Below are 14939 nucleotides of genomic sequence, written 5' to 3' on the forward strand. Positions count from 1 at the left end.
TTTGTCACTATGTGGGTTGCGTCACCGTGCACTGCAGGCGGCGGCGCCTACGAGCTCTTAACGCTTCGGCCGGTTGGCAGTGAGACTGTGTTGTCATGCTGGATGTTTCGTCGTGGCAGCACGGTGGGTCGTTGGACGATGAGTTGTGAGCGGTTATCAAGCCGCTACTGGCGGTGAAACCGGCGGGAACACCGGGCCCTGCCCAGTACGACCCGAGGCTGGTGTTCCAGGGGATCTTGTTCGTGCTGTTCACCGGGATCGGGTGGGGGCCTGCCTCAGGAACTTGGATTCGGTTCCGGGATGACATGTTGGCGCAGGTTGCGAGACTGACAGGCTGCTGCGGTGTTCGAACAGATGCACCAGCGGTCCCTGGACCGCAGCAGACGCTGCCGGGTTGATCGAGTTCGACCGGGTCATGATCGACGGCTCGCATGTGCGGGCCAAAAGGGGCGCCGCCACCGGACCGAGCCTGGTAGACCGTGGCAGGACCGGCTCCAAACATCACTTACTGACCTGCGGCAACGGATTCCCGTTCGTCGTCGAGCTCTCCGCAGCCAACGTCAACGACCACCGGATGCTCGCGCCCGTGCTCGATGACCTGCGCCCCTTGCGCGGACGACCGGGGCCACCCCGACGCCGGATCAAGAATCTGATCACCGACAGGGGCTACGACTACCCCAGCGCGTACACCGAGCTGCAGCAACGAGGGGTCACCGGCTACACCCCTCGCCGGGGAACCCGGGACAAGGTCACCGCCGGCCGGTGGATCGTGGAGCAAGCCTTCGCCCTACTCCACCAGTACCGCGCCTGGCCGTCCGATGGGAACACCGCATCGACATCCACTACCCATTCCTGAATCTCGGTGCAGCACTTCCTGGTAGCGACCACTCAGCAACCGAACCGATAGGGGCTCTAAGGACATGGTCACGTAGAAACCCTCGGAGCTGGTGGATATAGCCAAATCTCGACCGCTTGGGCCAACTGGTCCAGTGCCTCGCGGATCGGCGGGCCGACGTCTTCCCACTCAAGGCCGCCGTAGCCGCAGCCGAGTGCGGGGATCGCTATGGACCGAATCTTGTACTGCTCGATCGTCTCGATGAGGGCCGGAAGTCCGGCGGTCACATCCTCCAGCCGACTGGCCGAGCGCCAGTGGCGCTTCGTCGGGTAGTTGATCACGAGCCGCGGCCCGGTCGTCGAGCCGGTCTGCCACACGAACATTCGGCCGATGTGGAGGTCTCCGGCCCGCGAGGCTTTTGCATACTCCCGGAACATGTCTGGATAGGTCTGCTTGAACTGCAGCGCGATCCCCTTGCCCATCACGCCGACAGTGTTGACTGCGTTGACCAGTGCTTCGGCATCGGAGGCGAGGAGGTCGCCGGATTTCTCGCGGATCATGGAGCGAACATACGGTCATGAACGGCGAAATACGACCTTGCATAGGTGCTTTCGTCGTCGACTGTGATCACGTCGCAGGTGCCGACCAGTGCGAGTGGAATCTCGACGCCGAGATGCCGCCGATGGGGTGCGAGGACCGCTTCGGCGTTGATTCGCCGGACGATGGTGATGAGTCCGGTGACGGGGTCGGCCGTTCGAGCGGTGAACACGATGGTCTTGGCAAGGTCGTAGCCATACCGCTTCGCCAGCGATCGTATGCGGATCTCATCCCAGTTCTGTGCCGCGCCGGACAGGTCGGAGCGGAGGTAGCCGATGGCGATGGGTTTCATCCCGCGATCACCGATCGAGGCACATCGAGCATGGCCTGGCCGGAGGGAGTCTTCGTGTAGGCGTGGCCGGACATCGATAGTTCCCACGCCTGCCGGTGCGGTGGTTGCCGGAGGAATCCGGTGTGGTGGAGCGTTCGCAGTGCGCGTCTTGTTCGCCTGATGGAGATCCCGGTATCTGCGGCGATCTGGCGGTCGGTGAGTTGTCCGCCGGATTGCAGGATGCGGAGGACGCATGCTTGGTCGAGTATTGCGGTCATCGACGGCCCCCGCCGGCCAGGCGTGTTCTTGAATAGGCGAGATCGGTTCGTCCGTAGATCACGTTGCCCCCTTGGCTGCTGGTCATGCACGGTGATCTGAAGGTATTGATCCGAGACGGGCAACTGAACTACGTTCGGGACACTTCAGCGGACATTTCAAAGGTGCTGGTATGTCCCGTAAATGGGCCGTATGGTTTGAGTATGTCCCACCGCTTGGAAACGGCGATGCTTCGTGCGCGACTGGATTCGGTTGCGTTGGCTGAGGCTGTCGGCGTCGACGTGAAGACCGTCAATCGGTGGCTGGCGGGTCGCGTCCCGCATCGGCGAACACGGGCGGTGGTCGCGCGGGTGCTGGGTGAGGCCGAAGATCTGCTGTGGCCGCAGACGCGCCCTGATCTTGCAGCGGGAGGGACGGCGACAGCCGAGGTGCTGGGTGCTTACGCGCATCGGGCAGACATTCCCAATGACCTGTGGACCTCGCTCCTCCTCGGGGCAAGCGAGCAGATCGACATCGCCGGATATGCGTATCCATTCGTATTGGAGCTGCTGCCCGACGCGGCGGACATCCTCGCGGAGAGGTGCCGCAATGGAACTCGCGTCCGGTTGGCGTTCGCGGACCCGAACTGTCCTCATGTGGCTGAGCGTGATGCGTTGGAGCAGATGAACGGAACGCTGGCCGGCCGAATTCGCAACGCTCTCAGCATGTTGGGACCGCTGACCGGCACGCCAGGCTGCGACGTCGGACTGCATACGAGCCACCTCTACAACTCGGTGTTCCGGTTCGACGGCAATATGATCGTTACGCCGTACCTCCTCCGGGCGCGCGGATATCAGCACCCGGCGCTCCACCTGCGGAAGCTATCCCCGCACGGGATCTTCTCCTCGTTCGCCGAGCAATTCGAACAGATCTGGGGCTCGGTGACCCCTTACGAGCAAGGACTCTCACATGAGCTCACGGCGTGACTACTACAGGGATCCGAATGCTCCGAAGGCCAACAGTCTGGTTCCAGGTGCTTCGGTTCTGGTCACGGACAGTGCGAGCCGAATCCTGATGCAGCGCAGGGGCGATTCGGGCAACTGGTCACTGCCGGGTGGCGTCATGGAGATCGGGGAAACTCTCGAACAGTGCGCGGTGCGCGAGACGAAGGAAGAGACCGGGCTCGACATCGAGATCACGGGGCTGTTGGGTATCTACACCGATCCGGACCACGTCATCGAGTATGGGGACGGTGAGGTACGGCAGGAGTTCGCCGTTACTTACCTCGGCCGGGTTGTGGGTGGCGAGGTCTCGGTGAGTAGCGAGTCGACTGAGGTGCGGTTTGTAGGTGTCGACGAGCTGGCAGATCTCCCGGTACACCCAACTGTTCGGTTGCGGGTCGCCCATTTCGAGGACGGCAGAGCAGCTCCCTACCTCGGATGAAATCATCGGGTCCTGTCGACGGTCAGATATGGCGGTGCGCAGCAACCCGTCGGTTCATTCCTCGGGTGGCCGCGTGTACAGCGCTCACCTGGGTCGGGGCCGGGCGCACATTGTCGAGGACGACTCCGAGCCCGAGGGCAGAACCCCGAATTGTCCGTCCGAGGACGGGACCGTGAAGGTCAGGCGGGCCGAAGGGTGCCCTGCCCGGTACCGATCAGTGGTGTGTCCGCGAGGATTTGGTCGGTCCCGGTGAAGTCGAACGCTCGATCATGCTTGCCGGACCACGACGTTGATTGAACTGGCTGAGTTCCGTCGAGGAACAAGTAGTAGCCCTTCTGTGGTGCGTCGGAACTCGACCCTTCCGGTACGTTGTTCCAGCAAACAGAATCTGCGCCGGTCCGTCGGTTGAGCTCGTCGATCGTGATCCCCTGGGGCACTTCGACCACGCGGTCCCAGCCGTCCTTCCATCCGGCACTCGCGGCGATGCTTCGCATCGTAGTGGTGCTACCGGTGCTGGCGGCAGAGTTGGCCTGGTCGGCGAACCGGCTGATCAAACCGAGTGGCTCGGCGGTTCCGAAGCGGAACTTGGTCGCGCACGTTGAGCTCTGAGCGCTGCTATCGGACGATTCGATCGCCGCGCAACCGGTACCCAATACGGCCGTGGCAGTGACGATTACCGAAGTTGCGATGGCGCTTCTGATCACGATGCGACTACTTTCCGGGTAGTGGGAGTCCGACGCCGGGAAGTTGTCCGGTTCGGCCCTGGTCAATATTGCTGTTCGCAAGCTTCGGTGCGTGTTCGGCGCCAGTGGAGTCTTTGGTTTCGACGACAACCAGTGAGCCGTTGTTGATCTCGGCTTGGATAATTTGCTGAAGCTCTGCCGGACTGGCGTCGGGATTCGCAAGTCCGATCTCACGGCCTCTCGAGTTATTGTAGAGATCCATTGCTTCGCGCTGCGCGATGTTTCCGCCGGACTTCTCGTGGGCGGTTGTCATCTCCGTGGTCCACTCCTCGCCGAATCTCTGTGTCATAAGAGCATTCCAGTAGGCGTGTCTAAACGCATCGCCTTGGCCCTCGTATTGGGAATCGGGGTAGAGTTGTTCGGCCGTCTTCTCGGCATCCTCGGTGATGTTCTTGTAGTCCCAAACCGCGCGAGGCCCATCGACACTAATTAGCAAATCGTTCATTGCGGCGATCTCCTCTTCTGTCATCATCGATGGGTTGAAGTCCGGAAACTTTGTGCGGATCAAGGCAAGTTCCGCGCCTGTCGGCCACAACCTGGACCCGGAATCGGTATTATCTACCTGGTAGTCACGTAGGATGGCGTCCAGTTTTGGGTCACCTGTCTCAAGTGACCTTGCCATCGCTTCCTTGACCGAGTTGGGGAGCTGCTCGAGAAACGATGCTACCTGTTGGGCTCCCTCGCGGTCTGCGCGTTCTATTGCCTGGAGGGCATTGGTTATCGTGCTACTGAGGCTATTGGTCTCAATTTCCTTTGCGGCGATCGCTGGGACGCCGGCAGGCCAGTAGTCCTTGGCCGTCTCGGCATTCGATTTCCGTGATCGGACTGTGCCGTTGTCTTGTACGAAAAGGTCCCAGCGAGACTCTTCCGCGCTGGTGATTCCAGACTTTATTGCTGAAATGTTCGTCTTGATATCCTCGACGAGCGATGAGGTTTTCGTGGTGATCTGGGTCAGCACACCGGCCGTCGCCACAATTTGTCCTTGGTCGGTTTTTGCGCGCGTTCGAGCGGCCTCGCCGGCCTCGCCTTTGTAGTAGTCGACGGAGCGGGCCACCTTGTTCTCGAATGAATTTGCTTCTGACTCCAGAATCGTGGAGCACTGCGTCATCTGAACGACAGCCTGCTCCAGATGGGTCATTTGCCACTCGATCACCTGGGGAACGGTAAGCGGTGTCACGCCGGGCATTACCGTTGCCCCCCTGCCTCGCTGATAGCAGCCCCGATCGCTTTGTCGAGCTCCTCCTGTACGGTGGCAATATAGTCGGTATCCGTGCAGAAGTTGCGCACCATCGTCGCGTGGTATTTGGTCACCAGATCGAGAGCCTCTAGCGACTCTTCCAGCTTTACGGCCAGGTCGGAGCTATCCATGTACCGGCGGGCATTTGCGCGCTGTTCACTAACAATAGGAGTGATTGCTTCAATGGCATCCGCATTGCGGCGAACATCATTTGCCATCTCCCGCAACCTGGCGGGGTTGATATCCAGGGACATTGACTATCGCCTCAGATGCGAGGGTACGTAGGAGAACCCGCCATTTTCATCGAGTGGTGCGATCGATGGCGCTGCAGGGGAGGTGTGCGCGGTGTTGGACGGCTTAGGTAGCGACTCGAAGAGAGCAACGACCTTGGTCTCAACATCATTCATTGCGGCTCGGTGACGGTCCGCGATATTGCGCGACAATTGATCGGGACCTCTATCCATCGCGTAATCCGCAATGTATAGATAGGTGATCCGGCCAGTCGGATCGGTCTCGATGATGACGCTGCCATCTGCAGCTCGCGATGACCCGCGTAAGTCGGCGAGCTGCCTGTTGATCTCGTCTATCTCATCTGAACTGGGCTTCACATCCCCCGCCTTTCGGACCCGACTCGCGCGTTCGGCGGACAGCGTACCGCAGAGTCGATGGCATGCAGCATGGTCGATAGACCGCCGGCGGCCCCGTTTCGAGCCGAGGCAGCGGGGCGGGAGCCGGTCATGCAGGTCATCTGGCCGGTGAGCTGGCGTCAGTGTCGGTCGACACCGCGGCGCCAGCTGCGCCGGTCGACTGGCAAGCGTGTGAACGCTCGCTTCAGCTGAGGAGCTTCGACTTCTGCGCTTCGAACTCCGCAGGTGTGAGTACGCCGGCATCTCTGAGCTGTGCGAGCTTCAGCAGTTCGTCGGCGATCGAGCTTGTTGCAGTGGGCTGCATAGTCTGAGGTGTCGCCGCGGGCGCCTGTGAACTCATGCCGCTGCCGAAGTCTTGGTGTGCGTGGAACCAGTCCTCGATCTTCTGGGCGGTGCCGTGGTTGATCGCGACTTCGGCAAGCGTGGTCCCGGATCCCTGCACAGAAAGTACCTGTTGGAGGGCAGTCGCCTTGAGTCGCTTCTTGTCATCGCGAGTTGCCTTGCGTACTGAGAAGCCCACGACGTCTCGCACGCGAACTCTGAACGCGGGCAGGAGCTTTCCAGTCGCTCGGTACTCGACACTCCCATCTGGGTACTCGATCAAGCTTCCGTGACCGAAGCCGAGGCCATGTGAGATCGGACCGCCTGGCATTGTAAATCGACCTTCCTTCGCTAGTTGAAGAAGAACTCATACGGGCATGGCGGCTTTCCCTATTTTGGCTCGAGTTTGACGCGGGTCCCCGAACCAAAGAATCCGCCCTTGAACTCGATCGCTTTGGGCACCGTTCCCTTAGGGACGTCGAATGCTATCGACTCATCTTCGGAGAAGCCGGGATTCAAGCTTGTATGTCCTGATGAAATAGGTTCGAACTCTCGGCCTTTACTGTCTATAAGGAGCTGGTTTCCGAGCGTGTACTCCTGAGGCTCATTCGAGACGTTGGTGGCGGTGAACTTTAATACTATGAACTCACCTTGGGCAGTATCTGGGAAAACTCCATCGTGAGTCTTGGTAGCCCCCTGCTCCCAGTTCTGGATTTCGAATTTGATCCCGTCATCCCGGACCGCTGAGCCTGCCGATGCCGCTTTGGGATCGCCTATGGAGTCGAGTATGGATCCGATACCGACTATCGCGACCGCAACGATAATGAGAACGACTACCCATTTCGGCACGCCCTTTTTGCCGGGCGCTCCAGTACGAGGCTGGTAGTTCGGGTAGCCGTATGGAGGCGGGTTTCCCGGCGGTGGGTAGTTCATCGTCTAGTGTTCTTTCATTCCGTTTGCGCACTTAGGGGGCCGTAGCCGATGAGGCTTCGCTGTTACGGTTGCCAAAGGGGTGATCGCATGATTGATGGAGGTGGCGTCATGCGGTCTGGCTGGGCGTTAAGGTATCGTGTCCCTCGGCGAGGTGGGAGAAGTGTTCGTGGGCGAGGAGCATGTCTCGTTCGCGGTCGACACCGGTGAAGGGTTCGACGTATGTGATTCCTTCGACTGTGAGGTCGGATGCGGCGATGGAGCCCTTCTTGCGGTATTCGGAGGCGAGCTTGGCGGAGAGTTGGCGGCCGTTGGCGTCGTAAAGGGCTTCGCGTTCGTATTTTTGGAGGACGGGGAATTGGGTGCGGTAGATAGTTAGGAGTTCTTCGGCGGTGATGTTGAGCATTACGGCGACGACGGCGTCGATTTCGATGAGGGCTTGGCGGCGGTCGGCATCGGTGCGGAGGGGGGAGTGCCGGGTCCAGTCGGGTTCTACCGCGCCGATGTCTGATGTCGTGCCGTGACCGATGCGAAGGCCGGGGACCCAGTGATCCTTTTTCCAATCGGCGTCGTACAGCTCAGACCAGAGCGAACTGAACGCGGAGACCAAGGAGTTGAGCCTCAACGTACGCAGGATCAGAGCGGGTTCGAGAACATGGCCGCGGATGTGGGGGAGCCTGCGCATCAAACCGTGTTTTAGTTCGCTTGCGCCGCTTGCCTTGATGAGGAAGTCGGCTGGGATCGATGACCAGATTCCGGAGGCAACCGCCAGGTCGGCCGGTGACGGCAGCTTGGCTGTCAACACAGTCCCAACGAATGCTGGCCCAGGTGGGACGATGGCTGAATGAAGAGTACGGACAGTTGCGGAGTCGGCCATCCGGCGCCAAGCCAGGCGGAAGTAGGCCGAGCTTGGGTGGCTGCCCCAGCTCGGGTATGCGGACTGGTATTCAGGGAGCGGGCGGGCAACCTGGTAGTTGGTTCTCGGGATGAAAGTCTCCGGGATCGTCTCAAGGTCGATCGCCGAGTAGTCGAGGTTGTTGCGCATCGTCGGGTTACCCTGCTGGTAGATCGGGGTGGCGACGGTTAGGTGTGGTCCTTGGAGGATCGTCTCTTCCCAAGTCTCCGGGACATCTGAGCGGGACTCGAAGAAACCGAGCTTGCGGTCGCGGTCTTCTTCCCAGCCACGGGTCCAAAGGAACTCCACCTCGCCAAGGCGGGGAGCGGCGGCGATCTTGTCGAGCACCGCGGCGCTGGCCCTGTTCACTGGGTAGAGGAGACGAGCCTCGGAGATTGGAGTGCCAGGCTCATCGATCAACTTAGCCCAGGTTGCCAGCGTGGCGGCTGTGACTGAAACAAGACGCTGGGCGTGTGGTCTCAAATCCCAACGTCCACGCTCATCCTTGATTCCCGGCGTCGGTCCAGTTCCATCGTGGCGGATCGATCGATTCACGGTTTCTGGATGGTACATCGACGATGCGCTCAAGAAGTCGACGTCGGAATCCGGCCCGTAGATGTGCACACCGAAGAAGATGTGATGGTCAATCTCGAAAAGCTTGAGCTCATTTCTAAAGTGCCAGTGACGCCGTAGGCGCCGATACGTGTCATGCCGAAGGCGCTTTGCGCGCAGTTCTGTGAAGTGACTCTCCGGGTGTATCAGGGCAACTACTCCCGAACGCGCTGCGGATCGCCATGTTCGTTCCATGAAGCAGCGATAGAGGTCCGGCTGTAATCCGGCAAGCGCGGGTCGATCGACACTGGAAGCGAGGTTTGCGCTCTGCGCAGCTTGGACGGCGCGTTCATCGAGCAGCACCGTGCGGATCGCGGGAGATTCCATGGCAGTCTGCGCTTTGGAACGCTTGTCCGGCTCAGATGGCCTGTGCGCCAATCGCCACCACGGATCGAACTCGGCCAACACTCCAGACTCGTCCCAGTCGGGACGAACCCACGGCGGATTACCGATCTGCAGATCGAACCCGTGCTGGGCGAAGACTGGTGCGAAATCCAGCTCCCAATGGTGGAAGCCCTGTGCTTGGGATACCCGAGAAGCGACCGCTAGCCACGGGAATTCAGCCATGGCGGCGGAGATTAGTTTGGTTTGGGTGAAGACTCGGTCATTGTCTTCGGCGGCGTCGAGCTCAGACCAGTCCAGGTCGGAGGCGAAGCTGGTTTGGCCGTACTTCTCGTACTTGCCTGCCTTTGGGGTGGTGCCGAGGATCGCTTCGAGGCCGCCGATCCACTGGTCCCAATCGGGTGGGGTGATGTCGCCGGTCACCGGCCAGGACCAGAGGGCGCACCAGGCGTCCATGATGCGGCGCAAGCGCTGGTAGGAGCCGTTCTGATCGTTCAGGACTGCTTCGATTTGTTCGCGGGTGACGGCGGGAACGTGGTTGATGGGGGCGCAGCGCCACAAGTGGAGGTCGCGGCGGATTTCGGATTCGGCGATGGTGAGGCGGCGGAGGGCGAAGCCCCAGAGGGTTTCTACGCGTTGGGCGAGTGATTCCAGGCGTTTGACCATCGGCTTGGTGGGGGATTTGCGGATGTCGTTGCGCCAGAGGCGGAGTTGTTCGCGCTGGTCAGGGGCGTAGGTTTTGGCTTCGGCGGTGTCGACAACGGCGCCCCAGCCTTCGGCGGGGAGGAGGAAGTGGTGGATGCCAGTGCCGATGTCGGTGCCGAGGGGGACGTCCTTGGGGACGGACTTGAGCCAGGCCTTTTTGGCAAGTTCATTGGGTGTGTACACCGCGCGGCGGGCACCGATCAACGAGTTGCCACGGCGCAGGTGCAGGCCGAACCACGGTGCTTGCAGTCCCGCGACCATGGTGTCGAGCCACAGTGAGATCTCCGCCAGTTCGACAGCAGTGGCATTGAGGTCGACGCCATAGACCTGGTGCAGGGCGATGTGGGCCTTCACCTTTTGGAGTTCGAAGGTGTATTGGTCGGCGTCGATCAGTTCGCCCAGGTCCTCCTGCTTGCGCTTGAGGTATTCGGCGGCTAGTTGGCGGACGGCCTCGATGGCGAAGGCGCCGGAGCCCAGGGCTGGCTCGCAGATGGTGAGCTCGAGGATCTCGGCGGGGGTGGTGCGGTGGCCGTCTTGGTCGAGGAGTTCTTCGAGAGCCTGTGAGACGACGAATTTCGTGAGGACTTCGGGGGTGTAGTACGAGGCGGACTGTTGGCGTTCGCGGCCGGCAAGGCGGAAGACGAATGTGCCCTTGGCATGGAGGACGGGCTTCTTTTCGCCGGTGATGGGGTCTTCTACGCGGACGAAGTCGGTTTCGGACAGGTGGTCGGCGCGGTTGACTGGGACCACCCAGGAGCCCTTTTCGGGGTTGCCGTCCTTGGCCACCTCGTAGAGATCTTCTTCGGCGAAGAAACCGGTGTAGGACATCAGGCCCTCGTAGACCGCGCCGAGCTGGTTGATGCCGAGTTCGGCGTAGCTGATGAAGCCTCGGTCGGCGCCCTTGCGGGACTTGGATTCCTTGGTGAGCAGGAGGTGGGCGAGGACCTGTTGGGTGGCCTCGTTGCCGAGGCCTACCTCGTCGATCAAGGCAGTTGCCTTGGGAGAGAACAGGTCTGCGCGCAGTGGGTTGAACTCGAGGCCCGGTGCTGGATCGTCGGTTACGTTTTCGCGGACGGCTGGCTTGTGTCCCTGGTCGACCAGGTCGAAGAGGCGCTTCAGTGACTCGTACAGGTGGGTGCCGGTGCGGGCGTGGTTGGAAACGAGTTCGGTGAGGGTGAGTTCGCGGAGGCGGTCGAGGCCGTAGCCCTCTTCGTATTCAGCTGCACCGGTCGGAAGGACCTGCATCTCAGGGGAGGCTTCGGCGTACAGCAGGAACAGGATTCGGTACAGGAAGCGCAGCGAATGCTTGGCCAGTTCGTTGCCATCGATGCCGTCCATCGTCATGTCGCGGGCGCGGCGGCGGCGCACCACTTCGTTGGCGATGATTTCGATGGAGAGGCGGATGCCCTCGCGGAGGTCCTTGGAGACGCCCACGGTGTGTTTCACGGAGTCTTCGAGGACGCCGGTCCACCAGATGTTGCCGTCGGCGTCAGGGCGCAACGACTGGTGGCCGAAGATGGCGGCGGCGCGATCGATTTCGCCGCCGCGGGCATCGTGGCGGCGTTCGGCTACGACGAGGAGGTCCAGGGCGAGGTAGCGGCCTTCGGCCCAGCGTTCGGCTTCGGTGAGCAGGAGCCAGCGGCCGGCTTGGACTACGACGAAGGTTGGTGGGGTGTCGGAGCGGTAGGCGGCCGAGACTACTTTGGATGCTGATTCGAGGGGTTTGTTGTCCTCGATCGCGGGGGTGATCAGGGTGCCTTCGCCGAGGAAGTCTTCGATGGACTCGACCGGGTTTGCCTGGAGGAAAAGCACATTCGGGGTGTCGACGAGCTGGGCGTCGGAGATGACCAGCTCGGAGCCTGCGCGTTCGGCGGTGAAGGGGGTCAGTTCGCCCTGGAAGCCGAAAGCCTCGCGGACCATAGCGTGTGCTTTGGGTGCGGCTTCTGGGTTTTCGGCGAGGGAACCCAAGATGGTGTGCAGGTCGCCGGCGGCCGACAGGAGACTGCTGCGAACCGTCTTGCGACCTTCCTTGGCTTCGGCGTCCCAGGCCTTGCGCAGTTCCATGACCTTGCCGTGGAACGACTCCTTCACCGAATCGGTGGTGAAGTAGTGTTCGCTGATCCAGTCCTCGCCGACGACGATGGAATCGAAAGAGGCCATGATTACTGGTCCTTTCCGGGGACGATCACCAGCAGTGGGCGGACCAGTTGCTGGGTGGGGGCGAGGGATTCGGCGAGGCGTTGTTCCTCGGCGATGCGGCGGGCGTACTTGTCGACCTTCTTTTTCTGGGTGCCGAACAGTTCGAGTTGTTCGGCGCCGGAATGCCAGCGGTCGGCGCGGCGGCGCCACTGGGCGAGGCGCTCGTTGGCGGAGCGTTCCTGGTGGTCGAGGACGAGTTTCATCGACTTGGTGGCCTGGTCGACGGCGACGGGGATCAGCTGTTGGAAGCGTTCCGGGTCGGGGATCGGGCCGGGGTTGGCGGTGTCGGGCTTCAAGCCGGTCTCCGTGAGTAGGAAGTCCAGGCTTTCCAGCGGGCGGGGCATCGCGAAGGTCGGGCGGTCCGGGTCGGGGAATTCGACGGTGGAGAAGACGCGGGAGACGAGCTGGCCGCGGCGGTTCATCAGGGTGCCCATGAGGACGACGGTGACGGCGTCGACATCGCCGCGGATGGCGAAGATCTGGTTGCGGCCGAGTGCCGACAGGGCGCGGTCGCTGGCCCAGTCGAGGACTGGGTGCAGGGGGCCGAGGTAGTGGGCTTCGGGCCAGGTGGTGTCGTTGATGCCTCTGCCCTGACGGGCTGCGCGCAGCTGGGCGTCGCCGACCTGGCGGGAGGTGGCGAGCTTGAGGCGCTGGTCGATCTGGCCCTTGTCTCGGTAGTTCTGGGGTAGGTGGGCCAGGCGCTGGCGGAGGTCGCGGGGCGGGATCAGTTCGGCGATACCGTGATTGGCGTGGACGGTCCAGCCGACGCCGCCGTTGTCGGGGGCGGCGTGAGGGACGTCGTTGAAGGCGGCGCGGAGGGCCTCGTCCAGGTAGTCGACGTCGGTGGGGTAGAGGCTCTGGCGGGGGAGTTCGGGAAGGGCGAGGGGCAAGTCCTGGTCCAGCTGGGCGAAGAAGGCGTCGAAATCGTCGCCGTCGAGGACGTCTTCGACCGTCTTGATCTGGTCGTCCAGTGTGGTCTTGCGGGCCAGCACATCGCGGATCGCCGACTCCTCTTCGCCGACACTGTGTTTGCCCATGAGTGAGGCGACGTCGCCGAGGGTGGTGTGGGCCTGGTTCTCGCGTTCGAGCAGGCGGGACAGCACGCGCAGGTCACCGGAGAACTCGGAGTCCGACGGTTCCAGGATCAGCGAGGAGATGACCGGAGGGTACTTCTGGCCGTAGCGGTCGACGCGGCCGTTGCGCTGTTCGATGCGGATCAGCGACCACGGGATGTCGTAGTGGATCAGGTGGTGGCACTGGGCATGCAGGTTCACGCCTTCGGAAGCGACATCGCCGGTGACCAGCACGCGGATGGGGGAGGTTTCGAGCTTGAAGCTCTCGACGATTTCCTGCTGCTCCACATCGGACAGGCCGCCGTGCAACATGGCGATGTTGTTCGGCTTCAAGCCCAGGGCGCTGGGCAGGAGTTCTTCGAGCCACTTCAACGTGGCGACGCGCTCGGCGAAGACGACGGCACGGGTGTCGGACTTCGGGCCGACGCCGATTTCGCGGAGTCGCGACACCAGTGCGGCCTGCTTGCCTGCTGATTCGGTGAAGGCCTTGTCGTTGAGATCGGCGAGATTGTTCAGGGCAGCGAGTTCGACGTGCTGCTCCGGGGTGGTGTCTTTGCGGAGCTTCTCGCGACGCTGATTGATCGACTCACGCAGTGCGGCAGGGGAGGACAGGAACGCCTTGGCCAGGGTCCACGGGAACAGGCCCTTGGTGTCGCCGGAGTAGGGGGAGCTGCCGGATTCGGGGTGCAGCCACACCTGCGAAAGCTCGCGGGCGACAGCATCTTCGGCAGGAGAGGGCTGCACCAGTTTGTGGACAGGCTCGGCACGCTCGGCCCAGTCGCTGCCGACCTCCGCGGCGACCTCGTCGTGGTGACGGTGCCGGCGGATCAGCAGAGACTGCACGTCCTGTTTGGTGAAGGAACCATCCGCGGCGACGGCGGTGGGGTCGAGCAGGCGCAGTAGTTCGGCGAAGGATTCTTCGCGGCCGTTGTGCGGGGTGGCCGACGCCAGGATCAGGGCCTCGGTGTTGGGGGCCAGGACCCGGGCGAGTTCGTTGTTCTGGGTGCCGACGTTGGTGAGATTGTGGGACTCGTCGATTACCACCGCGTCCCAGTGCTGGCGCTCCAGGTGGGCTTTGTAGCGGGGGCTTTTGAGCGTGTCGATCGAGATGATCGCGCGCTTGTAGTACGTGAACGGATTGCGGGTGGCGGGCAGCTTCTGGCGGACCTTCTGGATGCCTGCCGAGTCGAGGCGTACGAACGGCAGCGCGAAGCGGCACCACAGCTCGTGCTGCATCTGCTCGAGGACGTGCTTGGGGGTGACGATCAGGATGCGCTCGCCCCGGCCGCGGCGGACCAGTTCGGACAGGATCATGCCGATCTCGAGGGTCTTGCCGAGACCGACGGCGTCGGCCAGCAGAATGCGCGGCCTGATGTGCTGAGGGTCAAGGGCTTTGGCGACCGCAGCGCGCTGGTAGCCGAGGGAGTCGGCGAGCATGCGGGTGGAGACGGTGAGCGTCTGGTCGCCGTAGGGGAACGGGGTCTTGCGCAGGAGCGCTTCGAGCCAGAGCCGGGAATCGCGGTAGCCGGACGAGCCGTCCGGGACCACCTGGGCGCGGGCGGGATCGAGCACCTCGATGCGGTCGAGACTGTCGTAGAACGTCGCCGTGGTGTCGGCAACCAATTCCGACAGGCCGCGGACGCGGAGGAGCCAGCCGTCGGAACCCTGCTCGGCCGAGGTCACCAGCCATTCCTCGTCACGGACCACAACGATCGAGCCGGGGGCGACGTTGAGCTCGCGGGGCTCGACGGCTTGGGTCATCGGCTGCACTCCTGATAGGTCGACGCAGAGTGATCCAATGTAGTGCCGAAACGGCATTCATTCGGAATTCTGC

At 62.2% G+C, this 14939-nt stretch carries 14 protein-coding genes; 3 read left to right on the forward strand and 11 right to left on the reverse strand.

What is annotated here, in order from left to right; genetic code table 11:
* Positions 1–394 precede the first annotated feature (394 nt).
* A complete protein-coding gene (locus IEY60_RS36015) occupies positions 395–856 on the forward strand; it encodes a transposase (RefSeq protein WP_229740203.1) in 462 nt (153 codons plus the stop codon).
* 68 nt (positions 857–924) lie between these two features.
* Here IEY60_RS36015 and IEY60_RS28360 read toward each other — a convergent pair whose 3' ends face one another.
* Genes IEY60_RS28360 through IEY60_RS36605 form a run of 3 tightly spaced genes read right to left on the reverse strand, consistent with a single transcriptional unit; the run spans position 925 to position 1981 of the window.
* Complete coding sequence (locus IEY60_RS28360; protein ID WP_189033569.1) at positions 925–1395, reverse strand: macro domain-containing protein; 471 nt, start codon at positions 1393–1395, stop codon at positions 925–927.
* Positions 1392–1724 carry a hypothetical protein gene (locus tag IEY60_RS28365; RefSeq protein WP_189033570.1) on the reverse strand — a complete coding sequence of 111 codons (333 nt, stop codon included), beginning with the start codon at positions 1722–1724 and terminating at the stop codon, positions 1392–1394. The genes IEY60_RS28360 and IEY60_RS28365 overlap by 4 nt, the downstream gene beginning before the upstream one ends.
* Entirely contained in the window at positions 1721–1981 is a 261-nt protein-coding gene (locus tag IEY60_RS36605) for a helix-turn-helix domain-containing protein (protein WP_189033571.1), read from the reverse strand. Before IEY60_RS36605 ends, IEY60_RS28365 begins: the two co-directional genes overlap by 4 nt.
* A 201-nt stretch (positions 1982–2182) precedes the next feature.
* Between IEY60_RS36605 and IEY60_RS28375 the strand changes: the two genes are divergently transcribed.
* On the forward strand, positions 2183–2944 hold the full coding sequence (locus tag IEY60_RS28375) for an XRE family transcriptional regulator (RefSeq protein WP_189033572.1): 762 nt from the start codon (positions 2183–2185) through the stop codon (positions 2942–2944).
* Entirely contained in the window at positions 2928–3401 is a 474-nt protein-coding gene (locus tag IEY60_RS28380) for an NUDIX domain-containing protein (RefSeq protein ID WP_189033573.1), read from the forward strand. Before IEY60_RS28375 ends, IEY60_RS28380 begins: the two co-directional genes overlap by 17 nt.
* A 179-nt stretch (positions 3402–3580) precedes the next feature.
* Here the strand turns inward: IEY60_RS28380 and IEY60_RS28385 are convergent, their stop codons facing one another.
* The 8 genes from IEY60_RS28385 to IEY60_RS28420 all read right to left on the reverse strand — a co-directional run bounded on the left by IEY60_RS28385 (position 3581) and on the right by IEY60_RS28420 (position 14866).
* Positions 3581–4105, reverse strand: coding sequence for a hypothetical protein (locus IEY60_RS28385; protein WP_189033574.1), 525 nt, complete (start codon positions 4103–4105; stop codon positions 3581–3583).
* A gap of 7 nt (positions 4106–4112) precedes the next feature.
* The gene (locus IEY60_RS28390) at positions 4113–5297 is read right to left on the reverse strand and encodes a DUF6973 domain-containing protein (RefSeq protein WP_189033575.1); all 1185 of its coding nucleotides are present in this window, start codon (positions 5295–5297) and stop codon (positions 4113–4115) included.
* A 32-nt stretch (positions 5298–5329) separates the two neighbouring features.
* Complete coding sequence (locus IEY60_RS28395) at positions 5330–5635, reverse strand: hypothetical protein (RefSeq protein WP_189033576.1); 306 nt, start codon at positions 5633–5635, stop codon at positions 5330–5332.
* Positions 5636–5638: 3 nt separating this feature from the next.
* Positions 5639–5989, reverse strand: coding sequence for a YbaB/EbfC family nucleoid-associated protein (locus IEY60_RS28400; protein WP_189033577.1), 351 nt, complete (start codon positions 5987–5989; stop codon positions 5639–5641).
* 223 nt (positions 5990–6212) lie between these two features.
* On the reverse strand, positions 6213–6548 hold the full coding sequence (locus IEY60_RS28405; protein ID WP_229740204.1) for an SHOCT domain-containing protein: 336 nt from the start codon (positions 6546–6548) through the stop codon (positions 6213–6215).
* Positions 6549–6739: 191 nt separating this feature from the next.
* Positions 6740–7282, reverse strand: a complete 543-nt coding sequence (locus IEY60_RS28410) for a DUF4352 domain-containing protein (protein ID WP_189033579.1) — start codon at positions 7280–7282, stop codon at positions 6740–6742.
* A gap of 106 nt (positions 7283–7388) precedes the next feature.
* Positions 7389–11993, reverse strand: a complete 4605-nt coding sequence (locus tag IEY60_RS28415) for an Eco57I restriction-modification methylase domain-containing protein (protein WP_189033580.1) — start codon at positions 11991–11993, stop codon at positions 7389–7391.
* Positions 11994–11995: 2 nt separating this feature from the next.
* Positions 11996–14866: a helicase-related protein gene (locus tag IEY60_RS28420; RefSeq protein ID WP_189033581.1), complete on the reverse strand. Its 2871-nt coding sequence runs from the start codon at positions 14864–14866 to the stop codon at positions 11996–11998.
* Between the last annotated feature and the right edge of the window lie 73 nt (positions 14867–14939).

The sequence above is a fragment of the Nocardia rhizosphaerihabitans genome, assembly GCF_014646295.1.
In the GTDB taxonomy this organism is placed as follows: domain Bacteria; phylum Actinomycetota; class Actinomycetes; order Mycobacteriales; family Mycobacteriaceae; genus Nocardia; species Nocardia rhizosphaerihabitans.